16 protein-coding genes and 1 riboswitch are annotated in these 15,760 nt (G+C 61.5%); of the genes, 13 read left to right on the forward strand and 3 right to left on the reverse strand.

Annotated features, from left to right (window positions below):
* Positions 1-79 precede the first annotated feature (79 nt).
* A complete protein-coding gene (locus I6L38_RS04880) occupies positions 80-1,264 on the forward strand; it encodes an FIST signal transduction protein (protein ID WP_024942817.1) in 1,185 nt (394 codons plus the stop codon).
* Positions 1,265-1,282: 18 nt separating this feature from the next.
* Positions 1,283-3,379, forward strand: a complete 2,097-nt coding sequence (locus I6L38_RS04885; RefSeq protein WP_024942816.1) for an ATP-binding protein — start codon at positions 1,283-1,285, stop codon at positions 3,377-3,379.
* Positions 3,380-3,609: 230 nt separating this feature from the next.
* Here the strand turns inward: I6L38_RS04885 and I6L38_RS04890 are convergent, their stop codons facing one another.
* From I6L38_RS04890 to narQ, 3 genes are all read right to left on the reverse strand, one after another.
* Positions 3,610-4,185, reverse strand: a complete 576-nt coding sequence (locus I6L38_RS04890; RefSeq protein WP_005299312.1) for an LON peptidase substrate-binding domain-containing protein — start codon at positions 4,183-4,185, stop codon at positions 3,610-3,612.
* A 104-nt stretch (positions 4,186-4,289) separates the two neighbouring features.
* Positions 4,290-4,928 (reverse strand): two-component system response regulator NarL, encoded by a 639-nt coding sequence (narL, locus tag I6L38_RS04895; protein WP_005299317.1) that lies wholly within the window; start codon positions 4,926-4,928, stop codon positions 4,290-4,292.
* Entirely contained in the window at positions 4,928-6,640 is a 1,713-nt protein-coding gene (narQ, locus tag I6L38_RS04900; protein ID WP_024942815.1) for a nitrate/nitrite two-component system sensor histidine kinase NarQ, read from the reverse strand. The genes narL and narQ overlap by 1 nt, the downstream gene beginning before the upstream one ends.
* A gap of 79 nt (positions 6,641-6,719) precedes the next feature.
* Positions 6,720-6,859: riboswitch (molybdenum cofactor riboswitch) on the forward strand.
* Between narQ and moaA the strand changes: the two genes are divergently transcribed.
* The 11 genes from moaA (at position 6,847) to moaD (ending at position 15,760) form a co-directional block, all read left to right on the forward strand.
* The gene (gene moaA / locus I6L38_RS04905) at positions 6,847-7,842 is read left to right on the forward strand and encodes a GTP 3',8-cyclase MoaA (RefSeq protein ID WP_041204756.1); all 996 of its coding nucleotides are present in this window, start codon (positions 6,847-6,849) and stop codon (positions 7,840-7,842) included. It overlaps the preceding riboswitch by 13 nt.
* A 248-nt stretch (positions 7,843-8,090) precedes the next feature.
* Entirely contained in the window at positions 8,091-8,600 is a 510-nt protein-coding gene (napF, locus tag I6L38_RS04910; protein WP_024942813.1) for a ferredoxin-type protein NapF, read from the forward strand.
* A gap of 29 nt (positions 8,601-8,629) precedes the next feature.
* Positions 8,630-8,893, forward strand: a complete 264-nt coding sequence (locus I6L38_RS04915; RefSeq protein WP_216989219.1) for a chaperone NapD — start codon at positions 8,630-8,632, stop codon at positions 8,891-8,893.
* A gap of 147 nt (positions 8,894-9,040) precedes the next feature.
* The gene (gene napA / locus I6L38_RS04920) at positions 9,041-11,530 is read left to right on the forward strand and encodes a nitrate reductase catalytic subunit NapA (protein WP_216989220.1); all 2,490 of its coding nucleotides are present in this window, start codon (positions 9,041-9,043) and stop codon (positions 11,528-11,530) included.
* A gap of 15 nt (positions 11,531-11,545) precedes the next feature.
* Complete coding sequence (napG, locus tag I6L38_RS04925; RefSeq protein WP_216989221.1) at positions 11,546-12,280, forward strand: ferredoxin-type protein NapG; 735 nt, start codon at positions 11,546-11,548, stop codon at positions 12,278-12,280.
* Complete coding sequence (gene napH, locus I6L38_RS04930) at positions 12,277-13,152, forward strand: quinol dehydrogenase ferredoxin subunit NapH (protein WP_216989222.1); 876 nt, start codon at positions 12,277-12,279, stop codon at positions 13,150-13,152. The genes napG and napH overlap by 4 nt, the downstream gene beginning before the upstream one ends.
* On the forward strand, positions 13,152-13,607 hold the full coding sequence (locus I6L38_RS04935; RefSeq protein ID WP_005299342.1) for a nitrate reductase cytochrome c-type subunit: 456 nt from the start codon (positions 13,152-13,154) through the stop codon (positions 13,605-13,607). The genes napH and I6L38_RS04935 overlap by 1 nt, the downstream gene beginning before the upstream one ends.
* An 11-nt stretch (positions 13,608-13,618) precedes the next feature.
* Complete coding sequence (locus I6L38_RS04940) at positions 13,619-14,209, forward strand: cytochrome c3 family protein (RefSeq protein ID WP_005299345.1); 591 nt, start codon at positions 13,619-13,621, stop codon at positions 14,207-14,209.
* 268 nt (positions 14,210-14,477) lie between these two features.
* Positions 14,478-14,984 carry a molybdenum cofactor biosynthesis protein B gene (moaB, locus tag I6L38_RS04945; protein ID WP_010634441.1) on the forward strand — a complete coding sequence of 169 codons (507 nt, stop codon included), beginning with the start codon at positions 14,478-14,480 and terminating at the stop codon, positions 14,982-14,984.
* A 9-nt stretch (positions 14,985-14,993) separates the two neighbouring features.
* Positions 14,994-15,518 (forward strand): cyclic pyranopterin monophosphate synthase MoaC, encoded by a 525-nt coding sequence (moaC, locus tag I6L38_RS04950; RefSeq protein WP_010634440.1) that lies wholly within the window; start codon positions 14,994-14,996, stop codon positions 15,516-15,518.
* Entirely contained in the window at positions 15,515-15,760 is a 246-nt protein-coding gene (gene moaD, locus I6L38_RS04955) for a molybdopterin synthase sulfur carrier subunit (protein WP_005299353.1), read from the forward strand. The genes moaC and moaD overlap by 4 nt, the downstream gene beginning before the upstream one ends.

A 15,760-nucleotide genomic window follows, 5' to 3' on the forward strand; every position in this document is an offset into this window, starting at 1 on the left:
ATTCTAGTCGATGAAACGGGATAATTGTTTGATTAAGGTATGATTTTTGCTTACCCCCAGCATCATGCACAACTAGGAGATGGTGTTGAACTTTCTGACGGCTCACTCTCTTGAAGAGACCTCCCTGCTGGCTGCCCGACAGATCAGTGAGCGGCTGCTCGCTCAATCACCCGATTCCCCTTCGCTGTTGTTGGTCTATTTTACTCAGGCTCATGATGCCGAGGAACTGCGTCATCATTTCAAACAGCAGTTCCCGTCGTCTCGGCTGATCGGTTGCAGCTCCTGCGGCGGGGTCATGACCCAGACCGGCCACCATGCCCGCCAAGGGCGAGGGGTGGCGGTTGCGGCCATCTACGATGACAAGGGCGCCTACGGTGTGGCGGGTCAGGCGGGGGCTGCCGTCGATGTGCGCCAGCTGCTGCGCAGCGCCATTGCTGACGGGGGGCGCCCCGGCGAGTTGCCGCAACTCATCTTGTTGCATGCAAGCCCGGGCCAGGAGGAGGCGATGCTGGAGAGCATCGAAGCCGAACTGGGCACAACGGTGCCGGTGGTCGGCGGCTCCGCCGCCGACAACAGCGTGAGCGAGGAGTGGCAGTTGTGCTGGGACGAGGGCAGTACTCGCGAGGGGGTGGTGCTGGCGGTGCTCTATCCCGATTGCCAGCTGGCGTTCCAGTTCCACTCCGGCTATGTCCCCACCGAACAGCGCGGCATCATCACGGCGTTGGCAGGACGTGAGATCCTCACCATTGACGATGAACCGGCCGCCACCGTCTATGCCCGCTGGACTGGACGCACGACGCCCTGGCCGGTGGGGCCCATCCTGCGAGAAACCACCTTGTCTCCGCTGGCGAGGCAGGTTGGCACCCTGGATGACATGCCCTATTACAAGCTCTCCCACCCCGAAGCCGTGACAGAAGGTGGCGGATTGCGCCTCTTTACCGATACTCAGGTCGGGGAGCGGTTGCTGCTGATGTACAGCAGCCAGGAGGGCCTGTTGCAGCGCTGTCTGAATGCGACCCGCATCGAGCCAGAGTACGGCATGGCCACCGAGATGCAGCCGTTTGGTGCCCTCGTGATCTTTTGTGCTGGTTGCCGCTTGGCTCTTGGTGATAGCTTATGCCAATTTGTCGATCAATTTCATACCCGGCTGGGGGACATCCCCTTCATCACCCCGTTCACCTTCGGTGAGCAGGGACGTCTGCCACACGGTGAGCTGGCACACGGCAACCTGATGATATCGAGTGTGATCTTTCTCGACAGCTGACACTGCGCTGGAAACAAGATGATTGGTAATACGGAACTGGAAGCCCTTGGCGACAAGCTGCAGACCACCCTGGTGGAGCTGGTGCGCTGTCGGGAGCGCGAGGCCAAATACCGGCAGGAGTCGCAAACCCTGCTGTGCGGGGTGGCCACCCTGGCCGATGCCCAGACGCTGGAGCAGGTGCTGGACAGCCTCATCCAGGTGCTGAAACCCTTCATCGGCTTCGAACACGCGGATGTGGTGGCCTGGGAGGGCGAGGGGGGGCTGACCCACCTCAGCACCCAGGAGGGGGAAGTGGGCCGCCCCTGGCAGCTGACTCCTATCTTCTCCCGGGCCATCGAGGGGGAGACCCTGGTCATCTATGACCCGACCCAGTTGCCCGAGCTGGCGCCGCTGGCCGATGTGACGGGTTGGGCCAGCGTCATGATGACGGGGCTGCGGGCCCCCGGTTTCTCCGGCGTGCTCATCTGCCGCCACTCCCTGATGGGCACCTTCGATCTCAAGAGCAAGGCAGCCATGCAGCGCTGCCGGCCGCTCATCTCCCAGGCACTGGTCAACATCGCTTATCGGGCCCGCTTGCAGGAGCAGGTTGAACTCAAGACCCTGGCGTTGCAGGCGGGTGAGCAGCGTTTTCGCAGCTTTGCCGGCATGGCTTCCGACTGGTTCTGGGAGACGGATACCGAGCACAGGCTGAGCTACGTCTCGGCCCCTGGCCAGCAGGAAGAGATGCTGGTGCATCAGACTGGCCAGAGTCTCTACGACTACGCCTATGATAGGCGGGATCCCGAATGGGGCAAGTACCGCCGGCTCATCGGCCTGCACCTGCCGGTACGGGCGGTGCGGGTGCAGGTCAGCCTGGCGCGGGGGCCGCGCTGGATGGAGATCAACGCCGAACCCTGTTTCGACGGGGCCGGTGTTTTCATCGGCTATCGCGGCACGGCGCGGGATGTGGGCAACCAGATCCGCCGTGAGCAGGAGCTGGCCAGGGCGCGGGACGAAGCGGAAGCAGCCAACCGTGCCAAGTCGCAGTTTCTGGCCATGATGACCCATGAGATCCGCTCCCCCATGAACGCGGTGCTGGGCATGCTTGATCTGCTGCAACACGCCCAGCTCGAACCCCAGCAGCAGACGCTGCTTGGCCATGCCACCCATGCGGCGCGCCTGCTGCAGACCATCATCGACGACGTACTCGATTTTTCGAAGATTGAGTCTCACACCCTGGAGTTTCACTGCGAGACGCTGCAGCCGGCCCAGCTCTGCCAGTCCCTCATCGAGCCGTTGCTGGCGCGGGCTGTCGCCAAGGGCATCGATCTGCGCTGGCAGGTCGATGAGGCCGTGCCGGCCCAGTTGCAAGGGGATCCGGTGCGCCTCTCCCAGGTGATCAGCAACCTGCTTGGCAACGCGGTGAAATTCACCAGCACGGGTCGGGTGTTGTTGCAGCTGGAGTGGCATGATCAGCAGTTGCGGGTGACGGTGACCGACACCGGGATCGGCATCTCGGCCGAGGATCAGGCGCTGCTGTTTGAGCCCTTTTCCCAGGTGGACAGCTCGGCCACCCGCCGCTTCTCCGGCACCGGACTGGGGTTGGCCATCAGCAAGCGACTGGTGGAATTGATGGGGGGCAGCATCCATCTGCGCAGTGCCCCCGGCGAGGGCAGCTGTTTCTGGTTCGATTTGCCGGGCATGGCGCTGCCATGCGAGTGCAGCAGCCGACCCGAGCCGGATCAGCAGCCCATTCAGGCTCTGGATGTGCTGGTGGTGGAGGACAGCCCGGTCAATCAGCTGGTGGTCTCGCTCATGCTGCAAAAGCTGGTGAGCCGGGTCAGAGTGGCCGCCAACGGACTGGAGGCGCTGGCGCAGGTCGCCCAGCAACAGCCGGATCTCATTCTGATGGACATGCGAATGCCGCAGATGGATGGACTGGAGGCGACCCGCCGCTTGCGGGAGCTGGGTTACCGCATGCCCATAGTGGCGCTGACGGCCAACGCCATGGCGGAAGACAGAGCCCGGTGCCTGGCACAGGGTATGGATGATTTTCTGGCCAAGCCCATCAGTCTGATGCGGTTGCGAGAGTGCCTGCAACGTCATTTTCATCCCGCATCACCGGATCGCAGCTAAAAAAAATGGTCAACCTGGGTGGTTGACCAATTCTTCAGCAAATACTGAAGAGAGCACGGGATAAATCGGGTTGTACGATTCTATATGAAAAAGTCGTGCCAACTTTTCAGAACCGGTTTTACAGGGCTTGCAGCGCGATTATCGGTTTTTATTGCGTCCTGCAATTTGCAAAATGCGAAATTGACATTTTCATTATCGGAATATTTGCATTTTGCAAAGCCCGAATTGACTCACTGTGCGATCAGACGGCGCAAGAATTGACGAGCCGCTTCGCTATTTTGTTTGGCAATCAACATCTGCTTCTCATAGATCGGCATCGGCAGGATCTCGAGCCAGCGTTGGCAGAGCCAGGCTGCATCGTCAAACCGCTTGTCCGGATAGAGCTCGTCGAGCTCCGGATATTGTTCGAACACTTCCTGCAACCGGGTGACCAGCGGCTTGTCGCTGAAATTGGAGTGGGTGCTCGGCCAGTTGGGCAGGGCCTCGACCTTGGCGCGGCGCAGACCCAGCTCGTCAGTCTCCATCTCGTGGATGCAGAATCTTTCCATGCCGAGCACGGTGACACCGAGCAGGCCGTCATTCAGGGTGTAAAAGTCGGTGACTTTGACCCGGGTGCCGACCGGCAGGATCCGACCCGACTTGCCCGAGGTGGTTGCCTCTTCCATCACGATGCCAAACCCCTGGTCATTGATGAATGACTCTTTGAGCATCTGCAGGTGGCGCGGCTCAAACAAACGCAGAGGAAGCTTGCCACCAGGCAGGATGTGGGAAGGCAAGGGGAACAGTGCCAAAGGTTGAAGTTTCATGTTCCATCCTCCATTCAGTTGTTACTGAACAGGACAATGCAGCGACTGTGCCAGAGGATGAAAAAAGCCACCGGACGGTGGCTTTGGCTGGGTAAAAAGGGGGCTTAGTTGCGCTGCTCCAGGTACATGACAGCCGCTTCCACGCGGCTTTGCGCCTCTAGTTTCTTGAGCAGGCTCTTGACGTGAACTTTGACCGTGCCTTCGGAAATATGGAGCACGGAGGCGACCTGTTTGTTGGAGAGGCCCTTTGCAATTTCACGCAGGATTTGCATTTCGCGACGCGTTAAGCTCTCCAGCTTCTGCTGCAGGTGATCCAGCTCGTAGATGTTCTCGAGGTAGGGGCGCAGCGGTTCGCTCAGGATCTGCTTGCCGGTCATCACGTCTGCCAGCTGGGCCAGCAGCATATCGGGCTCGGTGTCCTTGAGCAGGTAGCCATCGGCACCGGCCTTGAGCAGGGCCACCACATCCTGACGGGCATCGGAGACGGTCAGGATCACCACCCGGGAGGTCACCTCCTCGGCGCGCAGCGCCTTGAGGGTGTCCAGGCCCGAGAGACCTTTCATGTTGAGGTCGAGCAGGATCAGGTCCGGTTCAGACTCCTTGGCCATGGCGACGGCGTCGGTACCATTGGAAGCTTCACCGACGACCTCGATGTTTTCTTCCAGTGCCAGCAGTTGCACAATCCCTTTGCGCATGAGGGGATGGTCATCCACGACCAGAACACTATATTTCATCTCGTCCATCAGGCGTCTCTTGTTAGGCTGGTGGGAAAGGTCAGATGTACGCAGGTGCCTCTGGGCGGCCTTTCGCTGATGGTCAGCAGGCCATGCAGCTTGTTGGCACGCTCGTTCATGATGCTCAGGCCGTAGTGGTTGACCGCCGAGCTTGCGATCCCTATTCCGACACCATCATCTGAAATCTGAACCTGGATGTTACCATCGGCGAGGGTCTCACAGCTAACATCAATCACTTGTGCGCTGGCATGTTTGATGGCATTGAGGACTGCCTCACGGATCAGCTGCAAAATGTGAATGTGCTGACCCGCTTCGAGGTCGGTATCGGCCAGACCGTAATGGAGCCTGATATCGGCCTGGGTCTGCGGCTTGAGTTGCTCCAGCATCACCTTGATGGCTTCGCCGAGATTGGCGTCACCAATGCTGAGGCGGAAGGTGCCGAGCAGCTCGCGCAGCTGGGTGTAGGCGCTGCCAAGCCCCTCATCGATCTGCTGCATGGCGGCTTCGGCCTTGGCGGTATCCCCCTTGGCAAACGAGCGCTTGAGCAGGGTGGCCTGGATCTTGAGATAGGAGAGCGCCTGGGCCAGGGAGTCGTGCAACTCGCGGGCGATGACGGCCCGCTCTTCCATCAGCAGCAGGCGCTGGTGTTGCAGCAGGGTCTGATCCTTGTGCAGCACCTGAGCCAGCAACATGGAGAAGTTCTTCATCAGCCGCTCGTCGATGGGGTGGCTGCTGATGACGTCGAGCCGGCCATACTCCTGCTCGTCCATCTGCAGATAGAAGCTGACCACCGCCTCCAGATCGCCTGGCCAACCCTTGCGGCCGGTGATGTAGTCCGGCATGGCATTGTGCTCGAAACGGGTCAGCCGGATGTAGTCGATGTGCTGGTGGGCCGCCGCTCGCTCCAGCAGCTTGAGCAGGGTGCGCCGGCTCAGCGGCGCCGCGTGCAGCTTCTGGGCTGTGCTGTAGAGAAAGGAGAGGGTGTCGTTGGCCTGTTGCAGCTTGGCAGTCTTCTCTTCCACCTTGCTCTCCAGCTCCCGGTAGAGCTTGCCAAGCTCATCGGCCATGGTGACGAAGGCCCCCGACAGCTCCCCCAGTTCGTTTTCGCAGCGGGGGGGCAGGGTCAGATCGAACTCCTGGCGCTGGATCTGGCGGGCGCAATAGACCAGCTGGTTGAGCGGGGCCACCACCTGCTGGCGGGTAAAGCGCACCGTGAACCAGGCGATGGTGATGATGGAGAGCAGCCCGAGCCCCTCGGCCAGCGCCAGCATGCGCACCTTGAACTCCACGTGATACTGCATCTGGTTGACGAAGTCATCGATGGCGGCGACGAACTGCTCTGTGTTATCCGTATAGCGCCGCGGGGTGGCATTCTCGATGTGCTCGCGCATCACCTGCCACTGCTGCAGCACCTCGCCGTAGGTGCGACGCAGGGAGGCTGGCGTGATCCAGCGCTGGGTCTCCTGCAGCTCGGCGGCGTGCAGGGTCTGCTCGAACTGATCGAGCCGGCTCAGCACCTGCTGGCCCTGCTCAATCTCGTAGGCCATCCGGTAGGCCTGCATCCGCAGGGAGCCGGAGAGGTTGATCGCCTTGGCATCGGGCACCGAATAGAACAGGGTCACCATGGCCACCACGGCGATCAGGCTCGCCATGAACAGGATGAGCACCATGGAGCGTCCGATGGCGCTGCTGACCGAATGTACTTTGAACCACTTTCCCATGCCGGCTCTCTTCCTTCACTGCAGACAATAACCCCACAAAGTAGCATGGGAGTGTACTCCAACTTGTGCTAGCATCGAAAAACTAGATGAACTCCGAGCGGTTTTGCCTAAGTCCTCATGATAGGGGGAAACCGCCGTCAGCCGATGTTCGAGCTGTAAGGGTCAGGAAAGAAATGCCCTGGCCTCCCGTATTTGGAAAGGTGTTTATGTCGCCACTGCAAGATGGTTTTTCCCGTCGTTTTTACTATTTGCGCCTGTCGGTCACCGACGTGTGCAATTTTCGCTGTACCTACTGTTTGCCGGATGGCTATCGGCCACCGGCCGGTGGCAAGGCGGGGCGCCAGCCCTTTCTCTCTCTCGAAGAGATCCGCCGCGTCGTCGGTGGCTTTGCCGCCATGGGCTCCCGCAAGGTGCGTCTGACCGGCGGGGAACCCTCCCTGCGCCGGGACTTCACCGCCATCATAGAGACGGTGGCCAATACCCCCGGCATCGAGAAGGTGGCCATGACCACCAATGGGTATCGTTTGAAAGAGCGGGCCAAAGAGTGGTTCGATGCGGGCCTGACCGCCCTCAACGTCAGCGTCGACAGCCTGGATCCGCGTCAGTTTCACCAGATCACCGGCGAGAACAAGCTGGCGGAGGTGATGGAGGGGATCGAAGCGGCGCTGGCCGCCGGCTTCAAGTCGGTCAAGATCAATGCCGTACTGCTTAAGGGTCTCAACGACCACCAGCTGGATGCCTTCCTGGCCTGGATCCGGCACCAACCCATCGAGCTGCGTTTCATCGAGCTGATGCAGACCGGCGAGATGGATACCCTGTTTCGCGATCACCACGCCAGCGGGGCGCTCATCAAACAGCGTCTGCTCGATGCCGGTTGGTTGCAGCAGCTGCGTGGCGACGACGATGGCCCCGCCCAGGTATTCATGCATCCGGAGTCGATGGGTGGGGTCGGGCTCATCATGCCCTACAGCAAGGATTTCTGTGCCGGTTGCAACCGGCTGCGAGTCTCTTCCCTCGGCAAGCTGCACCTCTGCCTGTTCGGCGATCACGGGGTGGAGCTTCGCGATCTGTTGACGGATGACGGCCAGCAGGATGAATTGCAGCAGCGGATCCGCAGCGCCCTTGCCGGCAAGGCTGCGACCCACAGGCTGCACGAAGGCAATGCCGGCATGACCCCGCATCTGGCCTCCATCGGTGGCTGAGCGACCTCGCTCGAAAAAATAGCCATCGATTAATAAGCAATCCTCAAATGGGGGTATTTTGTCTTTCCCCCGTTGTTCTTTCCTGCGCCAAGGGTTTGATCCAGCGCAAGAATCCCCCCTGTTTATCTCCCTGGTGGTATATCCCTGAACTTGTCAGGGCCGCAATATACACCCACTCTTATAATAGGTATTGAAAATACCTGTCATAGGACTCACTCGTGCGCCATCACCAGCAACAAGGAGCCGTTATGTCGGATGGGGTCAACCTGTCGCGTCGCAGTCTGTTTCGGGGTCGTCTGACATCGAATGAACCTCGGGTACAACTGCCCTGGTCCGTCGCCTGGTCCGACTTTGCCGCCGACTGCACCCGCTGCGGTGACTGTCTCACGGCCTGCCCGGAGCAGATCCTGGTCAAGGGCGATGGCGGTTTCCCGACCGTGGATTTTCTGCGCGGCGAGTGCACCTTCTGCGGGGAATGTGTCGCCGCTTGCAAAGTGCCGATATTTCGTCCGACCACGGAGGCGCCCTGGCAATACATCGCCCATATTGAAGCCAGCTGTCTGGCTCAGGGTCAGGTGTTCTGCCAGCGTTGCCAGGACAGCTGCGAGCCCCGGGCAATCCATTTCTCCCCCGTGCTGGGCCGGGTGCCGACCCCCAGCATCGAGGCCGCAGCCTGCACCGGTTGCGGTGCCTGTGTGAAGGATTGTCCGGTCGGCAGCATCCGGGTGGGTGCCCCCGCCAGCGAGGAGTCCAGATGAAGCAGGATGTGTGTGAAGCAGGAGCCACAATGAAACAAGAGTTCCATGTATCGAGCCTGGTGGTGCTGACCCAGCCCTCCTTGCGTCATCGGCTCGCAGATCAGATCGCGGCCCTCGAGGGGGCCGAGATCCATGCCGTCAGTGACGAGGGCAAGCTGGTGGTGACCCTGGAAGGCCCGAGCCAGCGGCCCATCATGACGGCCATCGATGCCATCAATGCGATGCCGGGCGTGCTCTCTGCCGCCCTGATTTACCACCAGTTCGATGAGCTCGATGCCCAGTACAAGGAGTAGCGCCATAAGGTCGAGCCTGCGTGACTCATCATGATGGCCGCCATGGATGCACAGAAAAACGACGCCAGGGTTCTAGTTCGCCGCCCTGAGCCAAAACCAGTTCGATACACTCGACAACTTACGCGATAAGCAATGTGAGGATATGCCATGAAGCTGAGTCGACGCGACTTTATGAAGGCCAACGCGGTGGCGGCAGCCGCTGCCGTGGCTGGTGTCAGTGCCCCCACGCTGGCGGCCAATCTGATCACCAGTACCGACAAGACTGCCATCACCTGGGACAAGGCGCCGTGCCGTTTCTGCGGTACCGGCTGTTCCGTGCTGGTGGGTTCCCAGGATGGGCGCGTCGTGGCGACCCAGGGCGATCCCGATGCACCGGTCAACCGCGGTCTTAACTGCATCAAGGGTTACTTCCTGTCCAAGATCATGTATGGCCAGGACAGGCTGACCCAGCCCATGCTGCGCATGACCAATGGCAAGTTCGACAAGAACGGCAACTTCGCCCCCATCAGCTGGGATCAGGCCTTCGACATCATGGCCGAGAAGTTCAAGGCCACCCTGAAAGAGAAGGGCCCGACCGCCGTCGGCATGTTCGGCTCCGGCCAGTGGACCGTGTGGGAAGGCTATGCCGCCGCCAAGCTGATGAAGGCCGGTCTGCGTACCAACAACCTGGATCCCAATGCCCGTCACTGCATGGCGTCCGCGGTAGTGGGCTTCATGCGTACCTTCGGCATGGATGAACCAATGGGCTGCTACGACGACATCGAGCAGGCCGACGCCTTCGTGCTGTGGGGCTCCAACATGGCCGAGATGCACCCCATTCTCTGGTCGCGCATCTCCGATCGCCGCCTGTCCCACCAGGACGTGCAGGTACACGTGCTCTCCACCTTCGAGCATCGCAGCTTCGAGCTGGCGGACAACGGCATGGTGTTCACCCCGCAGACCGACTTGGCGATCCTCAACTACATCGCCAACTACATCATCCAGAATGACAAGGTGAACTGGGAGTTCGTCAACAAGCACACCCAGTTCCGCAAGGGCACCACGGACATCGGCTACGGCCTGCGTCCCACCAACCCGCTGCAGCAGAAGGCCAAGAATCCGGACAACGGCGATTCCACCCCGATGAGCTTCGACGACTTCGCCAAGTTCGTGGCGGATTACGATCTGGAGTCTGTCTCCAAGCTCTCCGGCGTCTCCAAGGACAAGCTCGAGAAGCTGGCCCAGCTCTATGCCGATCCGAGCAAGAAGGTGGTCTCCTACTGGACCATGGGGTTCAACCAGCACACCCGCGGCGTCTGGGCCAACAACCTCTGCTACAACATCCACCTGCTGACAGGCAAGATCTCCCAGCCGGGTTCCGGTCCCTTCTCCCTGACCGGTCAGCCCTCCGCCTGCGGTACCGCCCGTGAAGTGGGTACCTTCGCCCACCGCTTGCCGGCCGACATGGTGGTGACCGAACCCAAGCACCGCGCCATCGCCGAGAAGATCTGGAAGCTGCCGGAAGGCACCATTCCGGAGCAGGTGGGCTACCACGCCGTGCTGCAAAACCGCATGCTCAAGGACGGCAAGCTCAACGCCTACTGGGTGATGTGCAACAACAACATGCAGGCCGGCCCGAACATGAACGAAGAGGGGCTGCCTGGTTATCGCAACCCGGCCAACTTCATCGTGGTGTCCGACCCTTATCCAACCGTGACCGCCCAGGCGGCGGACCTCATCCTGCCGACCGCCATGTGGGTGGAGAAAGAGGGGGCCTACGGCAACGCCGAGCGTCGCACCCAGTTCTGGCACCAGCAGGTGAAGGCACCGGAAGGGGCCAAGTCCGACCTGTGGCAGCTGATGGAGTTCTCCAAGCGCTTCAAGGTGGAAGAGGTGTGGCCGGCGGAGCTCATCGCCAAGATGCCGGAAGTGAAGGGCAAGACCCTGTTCGACGTGCTCTATGCCAACGGCCAGGTCAACCAGTTCCCGAAAGAGCAGAGCAAGGGGGCGCTGAACGACGAGGCCGAGCACTTTGGTTTCTACGTCCAGAAGGGGCTGTTCGAAGAGTACGCCACCTTCGGTCGCGGCCATGGCCACGATCTGGCGCCGTTCGATCAGTATCACGAAGCCCGTGGCCTGCGCTGGCCTGTGGTGGATGGCAAAGAGACCCTGTGGCGCTATCGCGAAGGGTTCGACCCTTACGTGAAAGCGGGCGAGGGGGTGCGCTTCTACGGCAAGCCCGACGGCAAGGCGGTGATCTTCGCGCTGCCCTATGAGCCGGCCGCCGAGGCACCGGACAAAGAGTACGACATGTGGCTCTCCACCGGTCGCGTGCTGGAGCACTGGCACACCGGCACCATGACCCGCCGGGTCCCCGAGCTCTATCGCGCCTTCCCGGATGCGGTACTGTTCATGCACCCGGAAGATGCCAAGGCTCGCGGCGTGCGCCGTGGTGAAGAGGTGATCGTCTCCTCCCGCCGTGGCGAGGTGAAAACCCGGGTCGAGACCCGCGGTCGCAACCGTCCGCCCAAGGGACTGGTGTTCATGCCCTTCTTCGATGCGAGCCAGCTGGTCAACAAGCTGACCCTGGACGCCACCGATCCGCTCTCCAAAGAGACGGATTACAAGAAGTGCGCCGTCAAGGTCGTCAAGGCATAAGGCGGGGAGCGCGAGATGAGTCGTAGTCGGCGCCAGTTTCTGGCCGACATGGCCAAGGGGGCCTGCGGCGTGGGCCTGCTTGGCGTGGGGCTTGGCGGCATGGCGCGCCAGCAGGTGCAGGCGGTGCCTGCCCAGGCGCTGCGTCCGCCTGCCGCCCTCGACGAAGCCGAATTCCTCGGCGTCTGCGTGCGCTGCGGGCTCTGCGTCGAGGCCTGCCCCTACGACACCCTCAAGCTCGCCCGGTTGTTTGAACCCGTGACCACCGGCACTCCTTACTTCAAGGCGCGCGCCGTGCCGTGCGAGATGTGTGACGACATCCCCTGCGTGGCGGCCTGCCCGAGCGGGGCGCTGGATCAGGCCATGACCGACATCGATCAGGCGCGGATGGGGGTGGCGGTGCTCATCGATCACGAGACCTGCCTTAACTACCTGGGGCTGCGCTGCGACGTCTGCTACCGGGTCTGCCCGCTGATTGACAAGGCGATCACCCTGGAGCTGCAGCACAACCAGCGCACCGGCAAGCACGCCATGTTCCTGCCCACGGTGCACAGCGATGTCTGCACCGGCTGCGGCAAGTGCGAGCACGCCTGCGTGCTGGAGGAGGCAGCCATCAAGGTGGTGCCTCGTCAGCTCGCCAAGGGGGAACTGGGCCACCACTACCGGCTCGGCTGGGAAGAGAAGGCGAAGGCGGGCAAGTCGCTCATCGGCGACAGGCTCACTCTGCCTACCCGCAAACCGGAGGGGCTATGAGTCGTTATCCGGGAGCCGAAGCCACGGCCAGGCTCGGTTGGTGGCGGTCACACCGCTTCCTGCTGTTGCGCCGGCTCAGCCAGTTCGGTGTGCTGGGGTTGTTCCTGCTGGGACCGCTGGCGGGCAGCTGGATCCTCGAGGGCAACCTCTCCAGCTCGCTGTTGCTGGAGACGGTGCCGCTCACGGATCCGCTGACCCTGCTGCAGTCGGTGGCGGCGGGCCATTGGCCCATCCCCACCCTCTGGCTGGGGGCCGGGCTGGTGCTCGCGGGTTACTGGCTGGTCGGGGGGCGGGTGTTCTGCTCCTGGGTCTGTCCGGTCAACCTGGTCACGGATGCCGCCGCCTGGCTCAGGGGAAGGCTAGGTCTCAAGGGCAACGGTCAGTTCAACCGCGCCACCCGCTACTGGCTGCTGGCCATGGTGCTGGTGGCGCCGGCCATCACCGGTGTGCTGGTGTGGGAGCTGGTCAACCCGGTGTCGCTCACCCTGCGGGGTCTGCTGTTTGGCATGGGGGCGGGCTGGGCCTTGCTGGCGGTGCTGTTCCTGTTCGACCTCTTCGTGGTGGAGCGGGGCTGGTGCGGTCACCTCTGTCCGGTGGGGGCCTTCTATGCCCTGGTCAACCGGGTCGGGTTTATCAAGATTTCTGCCAAGGGGCGCGAGCGGTGCAGCAACTGCATGGATTGTTATGCGGTCTGCCCGGAACGCCCCATCCTGCGCGGCCCCGTTCACGGTGCCAAGCGTGGTCACGGGCCCTTGATTGCGGCTCAGGAGTGTACCAACTGCGGCCGTTGCATCGATGTCTGCGCGGAGCAAGTTTTTGAAATCACTGTAGGTTTTGCCGTCAAGGCAGAGAAAACGTCGGAGAACAAATAATGAAGAAGCTGATTGGAGCAATGCTGGCCTGTCTGATGGCAGGTTCCTTGATGGCGGCAGTCCCCGAGATCACCAACAGCACGGGGGGCATCAAGTCGGAACGGGGGAGCACGGATCTGGTGACGGATGCCGATGCGGCCCCGATGAAGAACTTTCGCAAGGATGGTGATCTCTACGATCGCCAGTACATGCATCAGCCCCCGCTGATCCCCCACGACACCCGCAACTATGAAGTGGACAACAAGGTCAACAAGTGCCTGGCCTGTCATAGCTTCAAGAACGCCAGCGCCATGAAGGCCCCCAAGATCAGCCCGACTCACTTCGAGACCCGTGACGGCATGACATTGGGAGAAGTGTCCCCCCGCCGCTACTTCTGCCTGCAGTGCCACGTGCCGCAAGCGGATGCCAAGCCGCTGGTGGAAAATACGTTTAAACCAGTTGAAGCCTTGAACTGAGGAACCCATAGATGAAATTACCCGGCTTTATCCAGCGTCTGTGGACCACCTTCAAGTCCCCCTCGAAGGCAGCCCTCTGGGTACTGCTGCTGATGGGCTTCTTCGGCGGGGTGATCTTCTGGGGCGGTTTCAACACCGCCATGGAAGCCTCCAACACCGAAAAGTTCTGCACCAGCTGCCACGAGATGAAGGACAACGTGTTCGTGGAGTACCGCGACACCATCCACTATGCCAACCGTTCCGGCGTGCGGGCCAGCTGCCCGGATTGCCACGTGCCGCACGAGTGGACCTACAAGATCATCCGCAAGGTGCAGGCCTCCAAGGAGTTGTGGGGCATGATCACCGGCAAGGTGGACACCCGCGAGAAGTTCGAGTCGCACCGGCGTGAGATGGCCGAGCGGGAGTGGAAGCGGATGAAGGACACGGATTCGAGGGAGTGTCGCAACTGCCACAACTTCGAGTACATGGACTTCTCCCTGCAAGGCAAGCGGGGTGCCCAGATGCACTCCACCAGCCTCGCCAGCGGCGAGAGCACCTGTATCGACTGCCACAAGGGCATTGCTCATCAGCTGCCCGACATGACAGGGGTGAAGGGCTTCTAAGCCTGCACCGGCAACGAGGCCGGGTTCACCCGGCCTCGTTCATATTTCGCCTGGCCAGGGCAAAAGCACCACTGTGCCTCCTTTAAATCCCCCCTCTGGTGCGAGTTTTGATAGAATCGGCCCGCCGTGAGTCGCAGCGCATGACAGCAAGGTCAAAGGTTCAGCCCGGGCGGGTATGAACCGTGCCACCAGCGAGCGCTGTCAGCCGGGATCCTGGCCGCTTTTCTTCTTCTCTTTGCTCACGGTCCTTTGCCATCAGGAGCTGCCCATGGGACAGAAACACAACGCATTCATTCCCCTCAAGATCGCCGTGCTGACGGTCTCCGACAGCCGCACCGCTGCCGATGACAGCTCGGGCGACTATCTGGTTTCCGCCCTCGCTGAATCGGGCCATCAGCTGGCCGACCGGGCGCTCTGCCCCGACAATCTGTTTCGTATTCGCGCCCAGGTGAGCGACTGGATCGCCGATGAGGGAGTGCAGGTGGTGCTCATCAACGGCGGCACCGGCTTCAACGAACAGAACCGGGTGCCCGAGGCGGTCGGGGTATTGTTCGAGCGCACAGTACAGGGTTTTGGCGAACTGTTTCGCCAGCTATCCTTCGCCGACATCAAGGGCGCCGCCATGCAGAGCCGCGCGCTGGCGGGTCTCGCCAATCGCACCCTGATCTGCTGCCTGCCGGGCTCTACCGGTGCCTGCCAGCTGGGGTGGGAGAAACTTGTCCGCGATCAGCTCGATGCCCGCACCAAGCCGTGCAACTTCGTCTCCCATCTTTGAGGGCCTCTGATGAACCCGACCGAATCCAAGCAGCCTCAGCCCGGCCTGACCCATCTCAACCAGAGCGGCGAAGCCCACATGGTGGATGTGACCGACAAGCAGGTGACCGAGCGTGAAGCCCGCGCCGAGGCGTTTGTCGCCATGGCTCCCGACACCCTGGCCCTGATCCTGAGCGGTCAGCACCACAAGGGGGACGTGTTCGCCACCGCCCGCATCGCCGGCATCATGGCGGCCAAGAAGACCTCGGATCTCATTCCCCTCTGCCATCCGCTGGCATTGACCCGGGTGGAGGTAGAGATAGAACCCCAGGCGGCGCAAAATAGGGTCCATATTCGCACCCTCTGCAAGCTCTCGGGCAAGACGGGGGTGGAAATGGAAGCGCTGACCGCAGCGTCGGTGGCGGCGCTGACCATCTACGACATGTGCAAGGCGGTGCAAAAGGACATGGTGATCGAACAGGTTCGTCTGGTGGAGAAAAAGGGCGGCAAGTCCGGTCACTTCCAGTTGAATGCCGGTGCAGGAGAAAACGCATGATCAAGGTACTCTTTTTTGCGCAAGTCAGAGAGCTGGTGGCCTGCGACGAGCTGAGCCTGCCCTGTGACTATGCCAGTGCCGAGGCGCTTCGCGCCGCCTTGTGCGAGCGCGGCGACAAGTGGGCGCTGGCGCTGGAAGCGGGCAAACTGCTGGTGGCGGTCAACCAGACCCTGGTGCCGCTGGATACGCCCCTTCATGATGGCGATGAGGTCGCCTTTTTCCCGCCGGTGACCGGAGGTTGA

The organism is Aeromonas sp. FDAARGOS 1408 (assembly GCF_019048665.1).
Taxonomy (GTDB): Bacteria; Pseudomonadota; Gammaproteobacteria; order Enterobacterales; family Aeromonadaceae; genus Aeromonas; species Aeromonas dhakensis.

Bases quoted from the DNA above. Each gene is read 5' to 3' on its own strand.
- I6L38_RS04880 (WP_024942817.1), top strand. From the start codon at position 80: ATGGTGTTGAACTTTCTGACGGCTCACTCTCTTGAAGAGACCTCCCTG.
- I6L38_RS04885 (WP_024942816.1), top strand. From the start codon at position 1,283: ATGATTGGTAATACGGAACTGGAAGCCCTTGGCGACAAGCTGCAGACC.
- I6L38_RS04890 (WP_005299312.1), bottom strand. From the start codon at position 4,185: ATGAAACTTCAACCTTTGGCACTGTTCCCCTTGCCTTCCCACATCCTG.
- narL (WP_005299317.1), bottom strand. From the start codon at position 4,928: ATGGACGAGATGAAATATAGTGTTCTGGTCGTGGATGACCATCCCCTC.
- narQ (WP_024942815.1), bottom strand. From the start codon at position 6,640: ATGGGAAAGTGGTTCAAAGTACATTCGGTCAGCAGCGCCATCGGACGC.
- moaA (WP_041204756.1), top strand. From the start codon at position 6,847: ATGTCGCCACTGCAAGATGGTTTTTCCCGTCGTTTTTACTATTTGCGC.
- napF (WP_024942813.1), top strand. From the start codon at position 8,091: ATGTCGGATGGGGTCAACCTGTCGCGTCGCAGTCTGTTTCGGGGTCGT.
- I6L38_RS04915 (WP_216989219.1), top strand. From the start codon at position 8,630: ATGAAACAAGAGTTCCATGTATCGAGCCTGGTGGTGCTGACCCAGCCC.
- napA (WP_216989220.1), top strand. From the start codon at position 9,041: ATGAAGCTGAGTCGACGCGACTTTATGAAGGCCAACGCGGTGGCGGCA.
- napG (WP_216989221.1), top strand. From the start codon at position 11,546: ATGAGTCGTAGTCGGCGCCAGTTTCTGGCCGACATGGCCAAGGGGGCC.
- napH (WP_216989222.1), top strand. From the start codon at position 12,277: ATGAGTCGTTATCCGGGAGCCGAAGCCACGGCCAGGCTCGGTTGGTGG.
- I6L38_RS04935 (WP_005299342.1), top strand. From the start codon at position 13,152: ATGAAGAAGCTGATTGGAGCAATGCTGGCCTGTCTGATGGCAGGTTCC.
- I6L38_RS04940 (WP_005299345.1), top strand. From the start codon at position 13,619: ATGAAATTACCCGGCTTTATCCAGCGTCTGTGGACCACCTTCAAGTCC.
- moaB (WP_010634441.1), top strand. From the start codon at position 14,478: ATGGGACAGAAACACAACGCATTCATTCCCCTCAAGATCGCCGTGCTG.
- moaC (WP_010634440.1), top strand. From the start codon at position 14,994: ATGAACCCGACCGAATCCAAGCAGCCTCAGCCCGGCCTGACCCATCTC.
- moaD (WP_005299353.1), top strand. From the start codon at position 15,515: ATGATCAAGGTACTCTTTTTTGCGCAAGTCAGAGAGCTGGTGGCCTGC.